This window comes from Citrobacter sp. Cf088 (genome assembly GCF_030334295.1).
Taxonomy (GTDB): Bacteria; Pseudomonadota; Gammaproteobacteria; order Enterobacterales; family Enterobacteriaceae; genus Citrobacter; species Citrobacter freundii.
In genome coordinates, this window is record NZ_JAOWEE010000015.1 from 26,580 (window position 1) to 45,458 (window position 18,879).

Below are 18,879 nucleotides of genomic sequence, written 5' to 3' on the forward strand. Positions count from 1 at the left end.
AGGAATAATCATGGATATCAGAACGCTGCGATATTTTGTTGAGGTGGTTCGTCAGCAGAGCTTTACTCGCGCAGCGGAGAAGCTTTTTGTCACCCAGCCCACCATCAGCAAGATGTTGAAGAACCTTGAAGACGAGCTTAATTGCACATTGCTCATCCGCGACGGGCGGCGGTTGTTGTTAACCGACACCGGACAGGTCGTTTTCGAACGCGGCCTGGCGATCCTCGCTGAGTTTCGCCAGCTTGAAGCTGAACTTAGCGACATTAATCACCTCAACAGGGGTGTGCTGCGCCTCGGTATCCCGCCGATGGTCGGTATGTTGATGGCCGGGCCTATCAGCCTGTTTCGCCAGCGCTATCCCGGCGTTGAGCTGAAGGTCTCTGAATTTGGCGGCTTAACCGTCCAGCAGGCGGTGATGAACGGCGATCTGGATGTCGCGATGACCGCGCTGCCGGTTGAAGAAGAGAGTGGTCTGGCGACCCTACCGCTTTTCAGTCATCCGCTCTGCGTGCTGGTCCCCCGCTCCGGTCAGTGGACAACATGCGAATCCATTTCCCCCGAGGCACTGGCGGAACATCCGCTACTGATCTACAACGAAGATTTCGCGTTGAGCCGCCAATTGCTTGAGCTGTTTAGCCAACACAACGTCAAGCCCCGCATCGCGGTGCGCAGCGGGCAGTGGGATTTTCTGGCTGCGATGGTACAAGCCGGAGTCGGGATTGCCATTTTACCGGAGCCGATTTGCCAGCGCCTGGATAAGCAAACGTTGCGCTGGATCCCTCTGGAGAGTGATTTACGCTGGCAATTGGGCATGATTTGGCGCGAAGGCGTGTATCTGTCGCACAGCGCCCAGGCGTGGCTCAAATGCTGTGAAGGGTTTTGGCTACCGCAAGCGTCGTAAAATGCCGGATGCGGCGCAAACGCCTTATCCGGCCTACATCGGTTTTGTAGGCCTGATAAGCGTAGCGCATCAGGCACTCTCGTTTATTGGTTCTCGATCAACAGCGCTTCCAGCAAGTCCAGATCGTGCAGCAGCTTTTGCAGCGTTTCATTGCTGATTTCCCGCGTCGCGCGCAGGTGATAAAGCTCTGCGCGTTCTGAACGCAACGCTGCCAGGCGGAAACGTCGCTCGAGGTTTTCTTCCTGCATCGAGCTTTCCACATCGTTGCGTCCGTCGGCGCGACGACGCAGGTTACCAATCACGCGGGAACTCACCTCGGTGAGTAACTGGTTATCGATGTTCTCTTCGGTGTCCGCGGCCAGTCGCTCCTCCATTTTCTGGATCGCGACAATCGCCACTTCTGCCGTAGCAGCGCGAGCAATACGTTCCTCTTTCTGCTGCTGCGAGTGGTCTGCCACTTCCAGATGTTGTAGCAGAATCGGCAACATCACCACGCCAACAAACAGCGAGAACAGAATCACGCCTGCGGCAAGGAAGATCAGCTCATATCGCGCCGGGAATCCGCTACCATCCGGTAACAACAGTGGAATGGAGAGCACACCGGCGAGGGTAATTGCTCCACGTACACCGGCAAAGGAGGCGATCAGGATTTCACGCGTTGTCCAAGAGCCGAATTCCATTGGTTTTTTCTTCAGGAAGCGCAGACTGAATTTTTTCATCGTCCACAGCCAGCCAAAACGTACCAGCATCAGCGCCACGTAAATCAGCACGATATCGGTAAACAGCATCCAGATTTCAACGTTCGGATCGACCTCTGCCGCCGCTAAGGAAGACTCCAGAATCCCCGGTAACTGTAGCCCTAACAATAAGAAGACCATGCCGTTAAACACAAACTCCAGCATTGCCCAGGTACTGTTAGCACGTAAACGCATCGCCAGCGGTGCGCGGCGCATCACCCCGGAACGGGTGATCGTCATCCCGGCAGCGACCGCCGCGAGAATACCGGAAACGCCGATGTGTTCCGCAATCAGGTAAGACGCAAACGGCAGCAGGAACAGCAGGACGATTTGCGTTGCCGGCTCGTCACCGCCCCAGCGGCTGAGGAAGCGCAGGGAGCGCCCGTACAGCCAACTGACGACAAAACCAGCCAGGATGCCGCCAATCGCCACTTTGAAGAACTCAAGCGTTGCGCCACCAACGGTGAATACCATCGTCCCCATCGCCACGGCGACGGCAAACTTCAGAGAGACCAGACCGGAGGCGTCGTTCATCAACGCTTCGCCCTGCAGGATGCCCATGATTTTCTTCGGTATGCGCCCCTCCCCCACAATGCCGGAAAGGGCAACAGCATCGGTTGGTGAAAGGACGGCGGCCAGCGCAAAGGCTGGGATAAGCGGTATCCCCGGCACCAGCCAGTAAATCATAAATCCAATGCCAACCACCGTGACCAGCACCAGCGCCAGCGCAAGGCCGAAGATCTCTCGCCCATGCTCGAGAAACTCACGCGTTGGCGTCTTCCAGCCATCGGCAAAGAGCAGCGGCGGGATGAACAGCACCAAAAACAGCTCAGGATCGAATTCCACATGCAAACCAAACGTCGGCCACGCCAGCAAGGCGCCGATGGCGATCTGCATTAGGGGTAAAGGGAGTTGGAAGGGCAATACGCGAGTAAATACCCCCGACAGCGAGACCACAAGGGTCATGATGAGTATGGTGAAAAAGATTTCCATGCGTTCCCTGTTTGCGATGTTTCTTATGATTGGTGATGAGAGGCGTCGTGCCTCAATTCTATCTAATTGAGAGTAACGCAAAAGACAACGAGTGTGTTCTGAAAATAAAAACGGGCGGCCAAAGCCACCCGTTTTGAGGATCTTTATCGAATAAAAATCAGATAGCCCAGCCGCCCGCGTAGAAGGCCACCAGCGCGATAGCGATAACCACCGTGCCGATGTTCAGCTTGCGCCATTCACCAGAGACAAGACGGCCAATCACCAGGGTAGCAAAGCCAATCATAATGCCGGTAACGATGTTACAGGTCAGCACGATAAATACGGCCGTTACCAGACCCGCCATTGCGTCAACAAAGTCAGCAAAGTCGATTTTCGCAACGTTGCTCAGCATCAACAGGCCCACATACATCAGTGCAGGCGCCGTTGCGTATACCGGTACAAGATAAGAGAGCGGGGAGAGGAACAGGATCAGCAGGAACAGGACGCCAACGGTGATCGCCGTCAGGCCAGTTTTACCGCCTGCCGCCGTACCCGCTGCGGATTCAATGTATACCGCCGCAGGAGCAGCGCCCACCAGACCAGAGAACACGCTGCTCAGGGAGTCGGTGGTCAGCGCTTTGCCGCCGTCGATAATCTGTCCGTCTTTATCCAGCAAATTCGCCTGTCCGGCTACGGCACGAATGGTGCCGGTCGCATCGAAGACGGCGGTCATAACAAGCGCCAGCACGCTCGGCAGAACGATAGGATTCAGTGCGCCCATAATATCCAGGCTGCCGATCAGTGAGTTGCCGTTTTCGTCGCTCAGAGACGGCATGGCAAAAATACCGGAGAAATGCACGGCCGGGTCGAAAATCAGGCCAACAATGGAAATACCGATAATAGTCAGCAGGATGCCGCCCGGTACTTTCAGTTTTTCGAGGCCAATAATCACCGCCAGACCAACCAGCGACATAATCACCGGGAAGGTATCGAAGTCACCCAGCGCAACCGGCAGACCGTCCAGCGGATTCTTAATCACCAGACCAACGCCGTTTGCCGCAATCAGCAGCAGGAACAGGCCGATACCGATTCCCGTACCGTGCGCAACGCCCTGCGGCAGATTGCGCAGGATCCAGCTACGAATACCCGTCGCGGAAATGATGGTAAACAGGACGCCCATCAGGAACACCGCGCCCAGCGCAACGGGCACGCTGATATGTTGCCCCAATACCAGGCTGAATGCGGTAAACGCCGTCAGAGAAATGGCGCAACCAATCGCCAGCGGCAGATTTGCCCACAGGCCCATGACAATAGAACCGACGCCCGCGACCAGGCAGGTTGCCACAAATACAGCGGCAGGCGGGAATCCGGCTTTACCCAGCATCCCTGGAACCACAATAACGGAGTAAACCATGGCGAGGAACGTCGTTAATCCGGCAACGACTTCCTGACGAACGGTACTGCCGCGAAGCGAAATTTTAAACCAGGCGTCGAGTGAACCGCCGGTACGCGCTGAAGGCGTAGACATAGAAAACATCCCCTGAGAGTTTATTTTTTCGTCATTATGCGTGCTGGACAATCCACTGCCTGCTAAACGTTTTCTCCATGTGCCAGGTTTGCGTCATTAGGGGTGTCGCAAAAAAGCAAACGTTTAGCTCCGCGCATAAAAAACGGGTGGTAAAAAAAAGCAAACGATTATCCAGCGATCATACGCCGGTTTTCAACTGAACTTTGCCGCTTTTTACTCATTTCTTCTTATAACGCACAATAAACAACCAGTCGATGCGCAAACGTTATCGTCAATGCGCAATCTGGTAACAAATTTCGCCAGATTGTCGCAACAATCGTTCTTATTTTTCGCGCAAACTCGCGCAAGAAAACCGGTGAAGATGCGGTAATTTTTTTGGCTAAAAAATCATCATTTGACTGGCAAATGGAGGGAGGTAGCTTACACTTACATTATCAACACAGGCCGGAACCTCCCCTAATGTGCTCGACTGAGGGGTGTTGATGTCGGGGGAAACCCTCCCGTGAACCAGCGGGATAGAGTGAAAGACGAAGACCGGAACCAAACTAAAGCGCCCTCTGTGGCGCTTTAGTTTTATACCCGTCATATTTCACGTTGCAGGTGTGTTGGCTGCGTTTACTCACCCGAATCACTTAGTTTACTAAGCTCATCGGGATTCGTGCTCTTGCCGCCTTCCCACAACGCGAATTATTTAGGGTATATATCAGTCATATATTTAAACCAATCAATCATCTTCCAGCAGACGCGCCCCGGTTCCTTGCTCGCCCAGCTGATCGCCTGGGTTACGCAACGGGCAATCGCTGCGCGACAAGCAGCCGCAACCAATACATCCATCCAGCTCATCGCGTAGCGACACCAAAGTATGAATGCGTCGGTCCAGCTCTTCACGCCATTGCGAAGAGAGCTGTTTCCACTCTTTAGCGCTAAGTGAATGTCCTTCAGGTAATACGCCCAGCGCGTCGCCAATCGTTGCCAGCGGGATCCCAATACGTTGAGCAATCTTGATAATCGCCACGTAACGCAATACATCACGTTTGTAGCGACGCTGATTACCGCTGTTGCGCATGCTGCTGATTAACCCTTTGCTTTCATAGAAATGCAGGGTCGAAACAGCCACGCCGCTACGCTTTGCAACTTCACCTGGCGTGAGCAGCGCTTTTATTCGGGGTAATTTCTTTTCCATAAATCGCTTTACCTCAAGTTAACTTGAGGAATTATACTCGCCCACAGACAAAACGACGAATCGAATACTGAGAAAGAGGCAGCCCTATGTCCCATCAGCAGATTATTCAGACCCTTATTGAATGGATTGATGAACATATCGATCAGCCGCTGAACATTGAGGCGGTTGCGAAAAAATCAGGTTACTCGAAGTGGTATTTACAGAGAATGTTCCGCACGGTGACGCGCCAGACGCTGGGTGACTACATCCGCCAGCGACGACTTCTGCTGGCGGCGGTTGAACTGAGGACGACTGAGCGACCTATTTTCGATATCGCGATGGATCTTGGTTATGTATCGCAACAAACCTTCTCGCGCGTGTTTCGCCGCGAGTTTGATCGTACCCCCAGCGATTACCGCCACCGCCTGTAAGCTTATTGCCCGCTCTGCGTCAGTATGGCGGGCGACCGTTGTATCCAGTGCATGAACTCCTGCGACGGCAGCGCCTTCGCAAAATACCAGCCCTGACAATACTGTACGCCGCGTTCAAGCAGCCATTCGATTTGTTCCTTCGTTTCCACCCCTTCCGCAATCGTCTTCAGGTGTAAGCTTTGCGCCATCTCAATAATATGTTCGGCAATCAAGTGACTGGTGCTGTTAGTGGACAACGTGCTAATAAACGATTTGTCGATCTTCAGGATATCGACATTCAGCGCTGATAAATTATGCAGATTGGAATATCCCGTGCCAAAATCATCAAACGCCACTTCATAACCCGCCTTGCGGAACGCCTGGATTACTGGGGTCATTTTATGTACATCTATGAACCCCCGCTCCGTCACTTCGACTTTAATTTGCTGGGCCGCCACGGAGTACTCACGATTTTTGTCGTTAATCAGAGCAATCAATCGGGATGAATGAAAGTCAGAAGCGGAAAGGTTTATCGAGATATAAAGCTGAGGATGCGCCGAAAGAAAATACCCCAAATCGTTGAATACCTCTTCAACGACATAATCCGTGATCCGCTCAATCATTCCCTCTTTTTCAGCCAACGGAATAAACTCCGTCGGGCTCATCACCTCACCTTTACAACCCGGCCAGCGCAGCAGAGCTTCAGCACCAACACATTGTCCATTCTTAATATCAATGATCGGCTGGTAATGCAGGCAAAGCTGACGTTTTTTGATCGCGCGTTTTAGTAAGCGCCGGGGAGATAAGTATTCCTGGCGCGTGCGCCACCACATTAGCAGTATCAGGATGCTGCAGATAATCCCGAAGGGAATGGTTAACGCCGCCTCGTGATAGAAAATCTGACTTACGCGGTTGTGTGAGGTCGACACAATGATCGCAATTGGGCGTTTTTCTGAATGCACGATGGTGTAAAAGCGATCGTCTTGTTGAAAGGTCGAGGCTTCACCGCGTACGAGAGGCGCGAATTGCGCAATATTTGCCGCTTCGCTGGCAGAGAAAAACGTATCTGTTACTGTGTCATATACGCCCCAGGACAGATCCGGATCATCTGACATGACTTCGCTGTAGGATAATGGATTTATGACTGCGACGTAGTTCCCACGTTGCATGTACGTCATTCTGTAGCCAGCGAAAAAAGGGGTATCGCGGTAGTAATAGATGGCGATATCCGGCGTACGTTTATAGTCGGCTGTCGGCATAATATAAGTAACAGTCGGCGCCATAGACGTAGAGCACAAAAAATGATCGCCCTGCGCATAAATTAGCTCACTGATATATAAACGACCGCGAATAATATTCAGCATACTTTTCTGATGTGCCGGGGTACACATCTTACCCTGATACAACTGGGCCATATCACGCGCCAAATCGGCTTGTAGGATTACCAATTCTGTTTTATTTAACACCAGTTGAGCAAAAGAGCGGAGTTGGTTATGGGTTTCGGTCATCGCCCGGATATGTGCAAACCAAATCGCCAGCACCACGGGGAACAATACCACCATGAATGTTCCCAGGAACTTCAGCATCTTGCGTCGCGCACTGTGATTCATGTCAGCCCTATTTCCCTGTTTCGTATATGCCAGAACCCATCAAGGCAGGATGCTATAAACACCGACTGATTAAGTTGCATGAATCTATCAGTATTAGCAACAGACTTCTCTATGTAAAAGTCTGATAATAGTTGATGATGATATTATTTTTCCGTAAGGCAAACTTAAAGTTATGCTTATTTCATAACGTTATTATCCCCACGGAGTAATTTTTTATGAGCATTATCCTGGCTGCGTTTAAGAAATTCATTAAAGTTTTTTAACGTTTAATTTAGGATAAATATAACAAGCAGACTAAATGCATGTTTAAAACATGGTTATTTATTATCAACCCTTCATTAAATTAAACCACACAATCAGAGTGGTTTTAGGCCTACAAAAATAGCGTCCAATAGTGGTGAACAAACGAGCACTTGTGATATAGTTCACAAAAATCATGTAACAGAAACAATGTTTCATTCATGTTATTGCCCGTCGATAGCCAGAGTACTACACCCTCGGTGAACACCCCCGCGCTGTCCTGGGCATCCAGACTTTCTGAGGACGTTTTTCATGGCAACAATAACAACTGGCGTGGTTCTTCTGCGGTGGCAACTACTCAGCGCGGTACTGATGTTTTTAGCCAGTACGCTCAATATCCGTTTTCGTAAATCAGATTATATTGGCCTGGCCGTCATTAGCAGCGGTTTGGGGCTGGTGTTTGCCTGCTGGTTTGCGACTGGATTGCTCGGCATAACCCTGGTGGATATGTCCACTATCTGGCAGAACATTGAAACCGTGATGGTTGATGTGATGAGCCACACACCGCCAGACTGGCCGATGGTGTTGAACTGATAACAAAATTGCATATGGCTACCCCGGTCTTGAGGTAGCCATAATTTTCAGCGAAAAGCAGAAGGATTAGAACGGAATATCGTCGTCGAAATCCATCGGCGGTTCGTTAGACGGCGCTGCCGGAGCGGACTGCTGCGGACGAGACTGCGCACCGCCGCTGAACTGATTGCCGCCCTGCGGCTGCTGAGGCTGACCCCAACCACCCTGCTGCTGGCCACCACCTGCCGGAGCACCACCGCCCTGACGACCGCCCAGCATTTGCATGGTGCCGCCAACGTTAACAACAACTTCAGTGGTGTACTTTTCTACGCCGGACTGATCGGTCCATTTGCGGGTACGCAACTGACCTTCGATATAGACCTGGGAACCTTTACGCAGATATTCACTGGCCACTTCCGCCAGTTTGCCAAACAGCACAACGCGGTGCCATTCAGTCTGCTCTTTCATTTCACCGGTCGCTTTATCACGCCAGGATTCGGAAGTAGCCAGCGTAATGTTGGCAACTGCGCCACCATTCGGCATATAGCGTACTTCCGGGTCCTGGCCCAGATTACCGACGAGAATCACCTTGTTTACGCCTCTGCTGGCCATGATCGTGTCTCCTGAAAAACGTTACTGAATAAGTGTAAGCGCGGGATTGTAGCATTTCCAATAGCGCTTTTACTACGTTGCGAAGTTGATTCCAGTAAACAACCCCCGCCAGACATTGTTGCACAGGAACATGCGTTTTGCATTCCAATACTGTATATCCATTCAGGTCAGGTTGTGTCATAATTAACCGTTTGTGATCGCCGGTAGCACCATGCAGCCAGGCAAAAAAGCGTTTAATCCGGGAAAGATGAATGGATAAGATCGAAGTTCGGGGCGCCCGCACCCATAATCTCAAAAACATCAACCTCGTCATCCCGCGCGACAAGCTGATTGTCGTCACCGGGCTTTCGGGCTCAGGCAAATCTTCGCTCGCTTTCGACACCTTATATGCCGAAGGGCAGCGTCGTTACGTTGAATCCCTTTCCGCGTACGCGCGTCAATTTCTGTCGCTGATGGAAAAACCGGATGTCGACCACATTGAGGGGCTCTCTCCTGCCATCTCAATTGAACAAAAATCGACGTCCCATAACCCGCGATCCACGGTAGGTACAATTACCGAAATTCACGACTATCTGCGTCTGCTGTTTGCCCGCGTTGGCGAGCCGCGCTGTCCGGATCACGACGTTCCCCTGGCAGCGCAGACCGTTAGCCAGATGGTGGACAACGTCCTGTCCCAGCCGGAAGGCAAACGTCTGATGCTGCTGGCACCGGTAATTAAGGAGCGTAAAGGCGAGCACACCAAAACGCTGGAAAACCTGGCGGGCCAGGGCTATATCCGCGCCCGTATCGACGGCGAAGTGTGTGACCTTTCCGATCCGCCCAAGCTTGAGCTGCAAAAGAAACACACTATTGAAGTGGTGATTGACCGCTTTAAAGTACGCGACGATCTCACCCAACGACTGGCTGAATCCTTTGAAACCGCGCTGGAACTGTCCGGTGGTACGGCGGTGGTCGCCGATATGGACGACCCGAAAGCGGAAGAGCTTCTGTTCTCCGCTAACTTCGCCTGCCCTATCTGCGGCTATAGCATGCGCGAACTGGAACCTCGGCTGTTCTCGTTTAACAACCCAGCGGGCGCGTGTCCAACCTGTGACGGTCTCGGCGTGCAGCAGTATTTCGATCCTGACCGGGTGATTCAAAACCCGGAACTGTCGCTGGCCGGTGGTGCTATTCGTGGTTGGGATCGCCGTAACTTCTATTATTTCCAGATGCTTAAGTCTCTGGCTGAACACTATAAATTCGACGTTGAAGCCCCATGGGCCAGCCTGAGCCCTACCGTGCATAAAGTGGTGCTGTACGGTTCGGGTAAAGAAAATATCGAATTCAAATACATGAACGATCGCGGCGATACGTCCGTACGTCGTCACCCGTTTGAAGGTGTGCTGCACAATATGGAGCGCCGTTATAAAGAGACGGAATCCAGTGCGGTACGCGAAGAATTAGCCAAATTCATCAGTAACCGACCGTGCGCCAGCTGTGAAGGGACGCGTTTACGTCGCGAGGCCCGCCACGTATTTGTTGAAAATACGCCGCTGCCTGCAATTTCTGACATGAGCATCGGTCATGCAATGGATTTCTTCAACAATCTGAAGCTTGCGGGTCAGCGGGCGAAGATTGCCGAGAAAATTCTTAAAGAGATTGGCGATCGTCTGAAGTTCCTGGTCAACGTCGGCCTCAACTATCTGACGCTATCGCGGTCGGCGGAAACGCTATCCGGCGGTGAGGCCCAGCGTATTCGTCTGGCAAGCCAGATCGGCGCGGGTCTGGTCGGTGTAATGTACGTGCTGGATGAACCATCTATCGGTTTGCATCAGCGCGATAACGAGCGTCTGCTGGGTACGCTTATCCACCTGCGTAATCTGGGTAATACCGTCATTGTAGTCGAGCACGATGAAGATGCGATTCGCGCCGCTGACCACGTTATCGATATCGGCCCCGGCGCAGGTGTTCACGGCGGTCAGGTCGTCGCCGAAGGGACGCTCGACGACATCATGGCAGTGCCTGAGTCGCTGACCGGCCAGTACATGAGCGGTAAACGCAAGATTGAAGTGCCTAAACAGCGCGTTGCGGCTGACCCAGAGAAAGTGCTGAAGCTCACCGGCGCACGCGGCAACAACCTGAAAGATGTCACCCTGACGCTGCCGGTAGGTTTATTTACCTGCATTACCGGTGTTTCCGGTTCGGGTAAATCGACACTGATTAACGATACTCTGTTCCCGATTGCGCAGACGGCGCTGAATGGTGCGACGCTGGCTGAACCTGCGCCGTATCGCGACATTCAGGGCCTGGAACATTTCGACAAAGTGATCGACATTGACCAAAGCCCGATTGGCCGTACGCCGCGTTCTAACCCGGCAACCTACACCGGCGTGTTTACGCCAGTGCGCGAACTGTTTGCCGGCGTGCCGGAGTCACGTGCACGCGGTTACACCCCGGGGCGTTTCAGCTTTAACGTCCGCGGCGGACGCTGTGAAGCCTGTCAGGGCGACGGCGTGATCAAAGTCGAAATGCACTTCCTGCCGGATATCTACGTGCCGTGCGATCAATGTAAAGGCAAGCGCTATAACCGCGAAACGCTGGAAATTAAGTACAAAGGCAAAACTATCCACGAAGTGTTGGATATGACGATTGAAGAAGCACGCGAGTTCTTCGATGCCGTTCCGGCGCTGGCGCGTAAGCTGCAAACACTAATGGACGTTGGCCTGACGTACATCCGACTGGGTCAGTCCGCTACCACACTCTCGGGCGGCGAGGCGCAGCGCGTGAAGCTGGCGCGCGAACTGTCAAAACGCGGTACCGGGCAAACGCTGTATATTCTCGATGAGCCGACCACCGGTCTGCATTTTGCGGATATTCAGCAACTGTTGGACGTGCTGCATCAGCTCCGGGATCAGGGCAACACCATCGTGGTGATTGAGCACAATCTGGACGTGATTAAGACCGCTGACTGGATTGTCGATCTCGGTCCGGAAGGTGGCAGCGGAGGCGGCGAAATTCTTGTCTCCGGCACACCAGAAACGGTCGCTGAGTGTGAAGCCTCACACACGGCACGTTTCCTCAAACCACTGTTGTAACTACGCAACACTTATCAGGCCCACAGAACAGGCGTAAAGCTTGTAGGCCTGATAAGACGGTTGCGCCGCATCAGGCAACGGTTGTGCCTGATGGCGCTACGCTTATCAGGCCTACAAGACCGTTCAGGGCTGCGTCAGTATCCGCCGTTTATCAGCAGGCAGCGTGTTCACAGCCTGCTGATAAGAGGCGTCAACCAGATAATAAATCTGTGAATCCGGCAGCGAGCCGTCCAGATACACCGTACTCCAGTGCGCCTTATTGAGATGCCTGCTTGGCCGAACATCGCTATGCTGCTGGCGCAACAACTCTGCCAGTTCTGGGCTGGTTTTCAGAGACACCGCCGGGCGTTCTTCCACCTCTTTTACCATGGCAAAAAGCACATCTTCGACTTTGATTTGCGTGGCCTTCCAGTCACTGTGAACGCTCTGCTCCGCGCCCATTTTTGCCATGCAGTATTGCAGCAACTCCGAATTAGTCATCTTTATTCCCCTTACCAGCATATTGCCTAATGAGAACATCATTTATTCAGTGTGCAGCAAGTCCGCAAAAGGTAAAAGCCAGCAATGTAAATTTGTTTAAAAAAACAGCAATCCGCAGCCAGTGTCCTCAATATTCCGAGTTGACGATCACCTCTTCACCAAACGCACCGGCCTGTGGCAGCGGCTTATAAGTGGAGTTAGAGGCGCGCAAAATGCGAATACCACGAATACCCACGTCGCGAGCGGCAGTGATGTCATTATCGGAGTCACCGTAAAACATGCGGATATTTTTATCCTGCAACCACTGCGTTTTGGTGTTCTGGCCCGGCTTATCGCCGGCAAAAATGACCGGATTCATATTGCCAGCCGGGATGTGAAAGTTATCAGACAACGTTTTCGACACCGTTTCAGTCTTCGTCTGGCTACGCCCGGTCACGAAAAAGATGCTGTCACCACGACGCACGTGCATATCAATTAGCTGGCGCGCGACTTCTTTTGGAATACTGAACTCGTCCCAGCCGTTATTCATTTTTTCCCAGAAGGCCGGATTCTTCAGGTAATCCTCACTGTCCGGAGAATACGTTTTTTTACCGCGCCAGAAACCTGGGCTGGAAAAGAGGACTGTGTCATCGATATCAAACCCGACCGCCATCGGCGGACGTCCGGTCAGGCTGTTTTCAATTTGTGCCACGGAGACCCAGTGAATGGGAGCCTGCTCAGCGAGCTTTGCAACATTGGTGCCTGGATTGAGCTGAGAGGGAGAAGAAACGAGTGCCTGGGCTGGCTGATTTAGCGTGAACAATAAACAAACGGCACTCAGTGCCAACGTAAACTTGCGCATATTTTTCCCTAAGTAGTCAGTTAGTTATCATTTTTTTATTAACAACTGGTCAAAAAACTATCTGACCTTACCCCTTAGGGGGAGGGAAAGGAAGGATTTTCTCTGGTTTTGCCCTGGAAAAGGAGCACGATCACACAGGAAAGCGTGCCTGATGGCGCGACGCTTATCAGGCCTCCAAACGAAAATCCATATACCTTTGTAGGCCGGATAAGGCATTTACGCCGCCATCCGGCAATATACAAAGCCGGTTACATGACGGCGGCAAATGCCTTTGCCACGCGCTGCACGTTACCGTGATTCAACCCAGCTACGCACATGCGACCGCTGGCGATCAGGTACACACCGAACTCATCGCGCAGGCGATCAACCTGGGCTGCGCTAAGCCCGGTATAGCTGAACATACCGCGCTGTTGCAGCAGGTAGTCAAAGTTACGGCCCGGGATCTCTGCATTCAATACGTTAACCAGCTCCTGACGCATCGCCAGAATGCGGGTACGCATCTCTTCGACTTCCGCCAGCCAGCTGGCTTTCAGCGCGTCATCACCCAGTACCGCGGCAACTACCTGCGCACCAAAGTTTGGCGGGCTAGAGTAGTTACGACGCACCGTCGCTTTTAGCTGCCCCAGAACGCGGCTGGCGGTATCAGCATCTTCACATACTACAGACAGTCCGCCGACACGCTCGCCGTACAAGGAGAAAATCTTCGAGAATGAGTTACTGACCAGAGCGGGCAATCCGGCGCTGGCAATGGCGCGAATCGCATAGGCGTCGTCTTCTATTCCACCACCGAAGCCCTGGTAAGCAATGTCCAGGAACGGAATCAAATCGCGTGCTTTCAGGATCTCAATAACGCTATCCCACTGCGCAGGAGTTAAATCCGCGCCCGTCGGGTTATGGCAGCACGGATGCAGCAGCACGATGCTGCGCGCCGGTAAAGTATTCAGCGTTGCCAGCAGGTCGTTGAAACGCACGCCGTTAGTCGTGTCGTCATACCATGGGTAAGTGCTTACTTCGAATCCTGCCCCCTCAAAAATCGCGATATGGTTTTCCCAGGTCGGATCGCTGACCCATACGCCAGAATCAGGGAAATAGCGTTTCAGGAAGTCTGCGCCAACCTTTAACGCACCGGAGCCGCCCAGCGTCTGAATAGTTGCGACGCGCTGCTGCTGGAGAACCGGATGATCTGCGCCAAACAGCAGCGGCGCAATAGTATGACGATATGTGTTCAGACCTTCCATCGGCAGATACAGCGAAGCACCATGCGGTTTGGCATTAAGTCGAGCTTCCGCTTCCGCCACCGCTTTAAGCTGAGGAATAATTCCGTCTTCGTTGTAATACAGGCCGATGCTGAGGTTCACTTTGTCGCTACGTGAATCTTCTTTGAAGCGCTCCATGAGCGATAAAATCGGGTCGCCGGCGTAGGCGTCAACTTTCTGAAACACGTGTGGTTCTCCAGGTTTACAGGCAAGGGTTAAGAACACAATAAACCGGAAGCGGGAGAAGATCGAGAGGATGTTGAGGGTAATATTGCCGGAAGGCGGCGTAACCGCCTGTCCAGCACATCATTCTGCTAATCGATATACTTCATCGCCACCCTTGAGGTCAGGCGCGTAATAAGTTCGTAAGCGCTTACTTTCGTCATTTCAGCAATGCGTTCAACGGGCAGTCCCTCCCCCCACAGAATCACCGAATCGCCGGCTTTATCCTGCGCTTCGGGGCCTAAATCGACGCAGATCATATCCATCGCAACGCGACCGACGATCGGCACTTCACGGCCATTGACCAGTACCGGCGTCCCAGACGGCGCCGCGCGCGGATAACCATCACCATAGCCCATTGCCACCACGCCCAGACGCGTGTCGCGCTCGCTCTGCCAGGTTCCACCATAGCCAACCGGTTCGCCCGCTTTGTGCTCACGCACCGCAATCAGGCTGGAGGTCAACGACATCACCGGCTGACAGCCAAAATCGGCGCCGATAGAGTGGTTTTCCAGTGGCGACACACCATACAGAATCAGTCCCGGACGCGCCCAGTCGAAGTGAGACTGTGGCCACAGCAGAATACCGCCCGATGCGGCAATCGAACGCTGCCCAGGTTTGCCCTCGCAAAAGCTGTTGAAGATATCGAGCTGTTTTTCGGTCGCGCCGCATTCAGGTTCGTCTGCGCGCGCAAAATGGCTGACGATATTGACCGGCTGGCGCACATTTTCACATTGCGTTAGGCGCTGATAAAACGCCTCGGCCTGCTCAGGGCGTACGCCCAGGCGGTGCATACCGGTGTCGAGCTTCATCCAGACGGTAACGGGTTCAACCAGATTAGCGGCTTCCAGGGCTTCGAGCTGCTCCTGGTTATGGACGGCTGTATGCAGACGCTGCGCGGAAATAGTCGGCAGATCGGAGGCATCAAAAAATCCCTCCAGCAGCAGGATGGGCTGCGTGATCCCTCCCGCTCGCAACCGCAGGGCTTCTTCAAGACGAGCGACACCAAAAGCGTCCGCATCAGGGAGCGTTCGCGCGGTCTCTAACAGACCATGGCCGTAGGCGTTCGCTTTCACGACCGCAACCAGTTTACTGGCAGGAGCCAGTTCACGCAGACGTTGCAGGTTGTGTCGCAGAGCGCGGCGGTTAATGACTACAGTTGCCGCTTGCATTTGTATTCCTTAGAAATTACTCATCATCATATTGAGGACCGGCATAGTTGTCGAAGCGGGACCACTGTCCGTTAAACGTCAGGCGCACCGTACCGATCGGACCGTTACGCTGCTTACCAATAATAATTTCGGCGATGCCTTTTAAGTCACTGTTTTCGTGATAAACCTCATCACGATAGATAAACATGATTAAGTCGGCATCCTGTTCGATGGAGCCGGATTCACGCAGATCCGAGTTAACCGGGCGCTTGTCGGCGCGTTGTTCCAGAGAGCGGTTAAGCTGCGACAGCGCCACCACCGGCACATGCAATTCTTTCGCTAACGCTTTCAGCGAGCGGGAGATTTCTGCAATTTCCAGCGTACGGTTGTCGGAGAGCGACGGCACGCGCATCAGCTGCAGGTAGTCGATCATGATAAGTCCGATACCGCCATGTTCACGGGCGATACGACGGGCACGCGAGCGCACTTCCGTTGGCGTCAGGCCGGAGGAGTCATCAATATAGATGTTTCGTTTCTCCAGCAAAATACCCATTGTTCCGGAAATTCGTGCCCAGTCTTCATCATCCAGTTGACCGGTACGGATTTTGGTTTGGTCTACGCGTGAGAGCGAGGCCAGGGAACGCATCATGATCTGTTCCGAGGGCATTTCAAGACTAAAGATAAGAACCGGCTTATCCTGCAACATCGCCGCATTTTCGACGAGGTTCATCGCAAATGTTGTTTTACCCATCGACGGACGCGCGGCGACGATAATTAAGTCTGACGGCTGCAAACCCGCCGTCTTTTTATTGAGGTCGTCATAACCGGTGTTCACACCGGTGACGCCGTCGTGCGGCTGCTGGAACAGCTGCTCGATACGCGCGACGGTGGCGTCGAGCACATCAGTAATATTTTTCGGCCCTTCGTCTTTATTTGCGCGGCTTTCCGCGATTTTAAAGACACGGGATTCAGCAAGGTCCAACAGATCTTCACTGGAACGGCCTTGCGGATCAAACCCGGCTTCCGCGATTTCGTTCGCAACCGAAATCATGTCACGAACAACGGCACGTTCGCGGACGATATCCGCATAAGCGCTAATATTCGCCGCACTTGGCGTATTTTTAGACAACTCAGCCAGGTAAGCAAAACCGCCGACGCTGTCCAGTTGTCCCTGAACCTCCAGCGACTCTGCCAGCGTAATCAGATCGATGGGTTTCCCCATCTCCTGCAGGCGATGCATTTCCGTGAAGATATGCCGGTGCGGCCGGGTATAAAAATCTTCCGCCACCACACGCTCGGCGACATCGTCCCAGCGTTCGTTATCCAGCATTAAACCGCCCAACACCGACTGTTCCGCTTCAATCGAGTGCGGCGGTACTTTCAGCCCGGCGACCTGGGGATCGCGCTCACGAGCATCAGTCTGTTGTTTGTTGAAGGGTTTATTTCCTGCCATAGTGAATGGAGTTACCGAGATAATGATTGGGTCGAAAGATTACCACATTTCTTTTGGAGGAAGCATGGCAACACGTATTGAATTTCACAAGCATGGTGGCCCTGATGTACTCAAGGCGGTGGAGTTTACCCCCGTAGACCCGGCGGAAAACGAAATCCAGGTCGAGAACAAAGCTATTGGGATCAACTATATCGACACCTACATCCGCAGTGGTCTTTATCCGCCGCCATCTCTGCCCAGCGGCCTGGGTACCGAAGCTGCCGGCGTAGTCAGCAAAGTCGGCAGCAAAGTGACACACATTAAAGCTGGCGATCGCGTGGTGTACGCCCAGTCTGCCCTTGGTGCCTACAGCTCAGTGCATAACGTTCCGGCCGATAAAGCCGCCATCCTACCCAACGCTATCTCATTTGAACAAGCCGCAGCCTCATTCCTGAAAGGGTTAACCGTTTTTTATCTGCTGCGTAAAACCTATGAAATTCAGCCTGATGAGCCGTTTTTGTTCCATGCGGCTGCGGGCGGCGTCGGGATGATTGCCTGCCAGTGGGCAAAAGCATTGGGCGCGAAGCTGATTGGTACCGTCGGCAGTGCGCAAAAAGCACAAATTGCGCTGCAGGCCGGCGCATGGCAGGTCATTAACTATCGTGAAGAAAGCATAGTTGAGCGAGTGAAAGAGATAACTGGCGGAAAAAAAGTACGGGTGGTGTATGACTCGGTGGGGAAAGATACCTGGGAAGCCTCGCTGGATTGTTTACAGCGCCGGGGACTAATGGTCAGCTTTGGTAATGCTTCCGGGCCGGTGACTGGCGTGAACTTAGGTATTCTGAACCAGAAAGGTTCGCTGTACGTGACCCGTCCTTCACTCCAGGGGTATATCACCAATCACCGCGAATTAACCGAAGCCAGCAATGAGCTATTCTCACTAATTGCCAGCGGAGTAATCAAAGTGGATGTCGCGCCTGGTCAGACGTTCGCACTGCACGATGCACAGCGTGCTCATGAAGTACTGGAAAGCCGGGCAACGCAGGGATCGAGTTTGCTAATCCCATAATGCTTCGACTTCCCCTAAATAATTCAAATTGCAGGAAGGCGGCAATTGAATGAATCCCCAGGAGCTTACTGGAGTAAGTGACTGGGGTGAATGAAAGCAGCCAACACACCTGCGGTTTGAATTATGACGGGGAAGTAAAGAATTAGGGCTTCCCGTGGGAAGCCCTTTCTTTTTTTAGTTCGGCTGTATGTAGGGTACAGCTCGATGAATTCGTTAACCTGGCAATAGTGACAGATTTGATAATCAATTCCTATTTGGTTCTAAAGGCAATGTTGCAGGTTGTGACGCACCGCTCAATACCTTAGTAAAATCGACGGTTATTGCGCTGATACTGTGGGACTTTTGGCGCTTTTATCGCCTTGATAACCCACACCACGGCAACAGCCAGTAGCAGCCAGTAGCAGCCAGGGCAACAGTTTAATCATCAAGGCAAATAGTCCGCCCAGAAACATCACTGCAGTGGCTACGACCAATGCGGCCAGAACGCCCAGCAAAGATACGCCGGTGACCATCAGCATGATAAAAAATCCAATCACAAAAAGTAGTTCCAGCATGGCTCTCTCCCGAAATGAAATTCTCTCCATTGTTTTACAAGAAACATGCCAAAAA

15 protein-coding genes and 1 pseudogene are annotated in these 18,879 nt (G+C 52.7%); 5 read left to right on the forward strand and 11 right to left on the reverse strand.

Annotated elements, in window-relative coordinates:
• Window positions 1–10: 10 nt before the first annotated feature.
• Window positions 11–901 (forward strand): LysR family transcriptional regulator, encoded by an 891-nt coding sequence (locus tag OGV71_RS00195; protein ID WP_003844732.1) that lies wholly within the window; start codon window positions 11–13, stop codon window positions 899–901.
• An 83-nt stretch (window positions 902–984) separates the two neighbouring features.
• Here OGV71_RS00195 and OGV71_RS00200 read toward each other — a convergent pair whose 3' ends face one another.
• From OGV71_RS00200 to soxR, 3 genes are all read right to left on the reverse strand, one after another.
• Window positions 985–2,631: a Na+/H+ antiporter gene (locus OGV71_RS00200; RefSeq protein WP_003031737.1), complete on the reverse strand. Its 1,647-nt coding sequence runs from the start codon at window positions 2,629–2,631 to the stop codon at window positions 985–987.
• A 157-nt stretch (window positions 2,632–2,788) separates the two neighbouring features.
• Window positions 2,789–4,138, reverse strand: coding sequence for a guanine/hypoxanthine transporter GhxP (gene ghxP, locus OGV71_RS00205; protein ID WP_003031735.1), 1,350 nt, complete (start codon window positions 4,136–4,138; stop codon window positions 2,789–2,791).
• Between the two features lie 724 nt (window positions 4,139–4,862).
• Window positions 4,863–5,321 (reverse strand): redox-sensitive transcriptional activator SoxR, encoded by a 459-nt coding sequence (soxR, locus tag OGV71_RS00210; RefSeq protein ID WP_003031733.1) that lies wholly within the window; start codon window positions 5,319–5,321, stop codon window positions 4,863–4,865.
• A gap of 86 nt (window positions 5,322–5,407) precedes the next feature.
• On the opposite strand from soxR, the gene soxS reads away from it, so the two are divergent.
• Complete coding sequence (gene soxS / locus OGV71_RS00215) at window positions 5,408–5,731, forward strand: superoxide response transcriptional regulator SoxS (RefSeq protein ID WP_003031731.1); 324 nt, start codon at window positions 5,408–5,410, stop codon at window positions 5,729–5,731.
• Window positions 5,732–5,733: 2 nt separating this feature from the next.
• Here the strand turns inward: soxS and pdeC are convergent, their stop codons facing one another.
• Complete coding sequence (gene pdeC, locus OGV71_RS00220; protein WP_086504807.1) at window positions 5,734–7,320, reverse strand: cyclic di-3',5'-guanosine monophosphate phosphodiesterase PdeC; 1,587 nt, start codon at window positions 7,318–7,320, stop codon at window positions 5,734–5,736.
• Window positions 7,321–7,872: 552 nt separating this feature from the next.
• On the opposite strand from pdeC, the gene OGV71_RS00225 reads away from it, so the two are divergent.
• Window positions 7,873–8,154, forward strand: coding sequence for a YjcB family protein (locus tag OGV71_RS00225; protein ID WP_044715249.1), 282 nt, complete (start codon window positions 7,873–7,875; stop codon window positions 8,152–8,154).
• Window positions 8,155–8,220: 66 nt separating this feature from the next.
• Here OGV71_RS00225 and ssb1 read toward each other — a convergent pair whose 3' ends face one another.
• On the reverse strand, window positions 8,221–8,745 hold the full coding sequence (ssb1, locus tag OGV71_RS00230) for a single-stranded DNA-binding protein SSB1 (protein WP_003826621.1): 525 nt from the start codon (window positions 8,743–8,745) through the stop codon (window positions 8,221–8,223).
• A gap of 251 nt (window positions 8,746–8,996) precedes the next feature.
• On the opposite strand from ssb1, the gene uvrA reads away from it, so the two are divergent.
• Window positions 8,997–11,819, forward strand: a complete 2,823-nt coding sequence (gene uvrA, locus OGV71_RS00235; protein ID WP_204584251.1) for an excinuclease ABC subunit UvrA — start codon at window positions 8,997–8,999, stop codon at window positions 11,817–11,819.
• Between the two features lie 123 nt (window positions 11,820–11,942).
• Here uvrA and OGV71_RS00240 read toward each other — a convergent pair whose 3' ends face one another.
• From OGV71_RS00240 to dnaB, 5 genes are all read right to left on the reverse strand, one after another.
• Window positions 11,943–12,299 (reverse strand): MmcQ/YjbR family DNA-binding protein, encoded by a 357-nt coding sequence (locus OGV71_RS00240; RefSeq protein WP_003031719.1) that lies wholly within the window; start codon window positions 12,297–12,299, stop codon window positions 11,943–11,945.
• A gap of 127 nt (window positions 12,300–12,426) precedes the next feature.
• The gene (gene aphA / locus OGV71_RS00245) at window positions 12,427–13,140 is read right to left on the reverse strand and encodes an acid phosphatase AphA (RefSeq protein ID WP_003826615.1); all 714 of its coding nucleotides are present in this window, start codon (window positions 13,138–13,140) and stop codon (window positions 12,427–12,429) included.
• Window positions 13,141–13,388: 248 nt separating this feature from the next.
• Complete coding sequence (gene tyrB / locus OGV71_RS00250; protein ID WP_032938184.1) at window positions 13,389–14,582, reverse strand: aromatic amino acid transaminase; 1,194 nt, start codon at window positions 14,580–14,582, stop codon at window positions 13,389–13,391.
• Between the two features lie 128 nt (window positions 14,583–14,710).
• Window positions 14,711–15,790 (reverse strand): alanine racemase, encoded by a 1,080-nt coding sequence (gene alr, locus OGV71_RS00255; RefSeq protein WP_003031716.1) that lies wholly within the window; start codon window positions 15,788–15,790, stop codon window positions 14,711–14,713.
• 16 nt (window positions 15,791–15,806) lie between these two features.
• Complete coding sequence (dnaB, locus tag OGV71_RS00260; protein WP_003826610.1) at window positions 15,807–17,222, reverse strand: replicative DNA helicase; 1,416 nt, start codon at window positions 17,220–17,222, stop codon at window positions 15,807–15,809.
• Between the two features lie 64 nt (window positions 17,223–17,286).
• On the opposite strand from dnaB, the gene OGV71_RS00265 reads away from it, so the two are divergent.
• Window positions 17,287–18,270, forward strand: a complete 984-nt coding sequence (locus tag OGV71_RS00265) for a quinone oxidoreductase (RefSeq protein ID WP_003841359.1) — start codon at window positions 17,287–17,289, stop codon at window positions 18,268–18,270.
• A gap of 301 nt (window positions 18,271–18,571) precedes the next feature.
• Here the strand turns inward: OGV71_RS00265 and pspG are convergent.
• Window positions 18,572–18,824 (reverse strand): annotated as a pseudogene (gene pspG, locus OGV71_RS00270) (envelope stress response protein PspG).
• Window positions 18,825–18,879: the final 55 nt, after the last annotated feature.

What these genes read in the sequence shown, in the direction of transcription:
- OGV71_RS00195 (WP_003844732.1), top strand. Translation starts at nt 11, where the DNA reads ATGGATATCAGAACGCTGCGATATTTTGTTGAGGTGGTTCGTCAGCAG.
- OGV71_RS00200 (WP_003031737.1), bottom strand. Translation starts at nt 2,631, where the DNA reads ATGGAAATCTTTTTCACCATACTCATCATGACCCTTGTGGTCTCGCTG.
- ghxP (WP_003031735.1), bottom strand. Translation starts at nt 4,138, where the DNA reads ATGTCTACGCCTTCAGCGCGTACCGGCGGTTCACTCGACGCCTGGTTT.
- soxR (WP_003031733.1), bottom strand. Translation starts at nt 5,321, where the DNA reads ATGGAAAAGAAATTACCCCGAATAAAAGCGCTGCTCACGCCAGGTGAA.
- soxS (WP_003031731.1), top strand. Translation starts at nt 5,408, where the DNA reads ATGTCCCATCAGCAGATTATTCAGACCCTTATTGAATGGATTGATGAA.
- pdeC (WP_086504807.1), bottom strand. Translation starts at nt 7,320, where the DNA reads ATGAATCACAGTGCGCGACGCAAGATGCTGAAGTTCCTGGGAACATTC.
- OGV71_RS00225 (WP_044715249.1), top strand. Translation starts at nt 7,873, where the DNA reads ATGGCAACAATAACAACTGGCGTGGTTCTTCTGCGGTGGCAACTACTC.
- ssb1 (WP_003826621.1), bottom strand. Translation starts at nt 8,745, where the DNA reads ATGGCCAGCAGAGGCGTAAACAAGGTGATTCTCGTCGGTAATCTGGGC.
- uvrA (WP_204584251.1), top strand. Translation starts at nt 8,997, where the DNA reads ATGGATAAGATCGAAGTTCGGGGCGCCCGCACCCATAATCTCAAAAAC.
- OGV71_RS00240 (WP_003031719.1), bottom strand. Translation starts at nt 12,299, where the DNA reads ATGACTAATTCGGAGTTGCTGCAATACTGCATGGCAAAAATGGGCGCG.
- aphA (WP_003826615.1), bottom strand. Translation starts at nt 13,140, where the DNA reads ATGCGCAAGTTTACGTTGGCACTGAGTGCCGTTTGTTTATTGTTCACG.
- alr (WP_003031716.1), bottom strand. Translation starts at nt 15,790, where the DNA reads ATGCAAGCGGCAACTGTAGTCATTAACCGCCGCGCTCTGCGACACAAC.
- dnaB (WP_003826610.1), bottom strand. Translation starts at nt 17,222, where the DNA reads ATGGCAGGAAATAAACCCTTCAACAAACAACAGACTGATGCTCGTGAG.
- OGV71_RS00265 (WP_003841359.1), top strand. Translation starts at nt 17,287, where the DNA reads ATGGCAACACGTATTGAATTTCACAAGCATGGTGGCCCTGATGTACTC.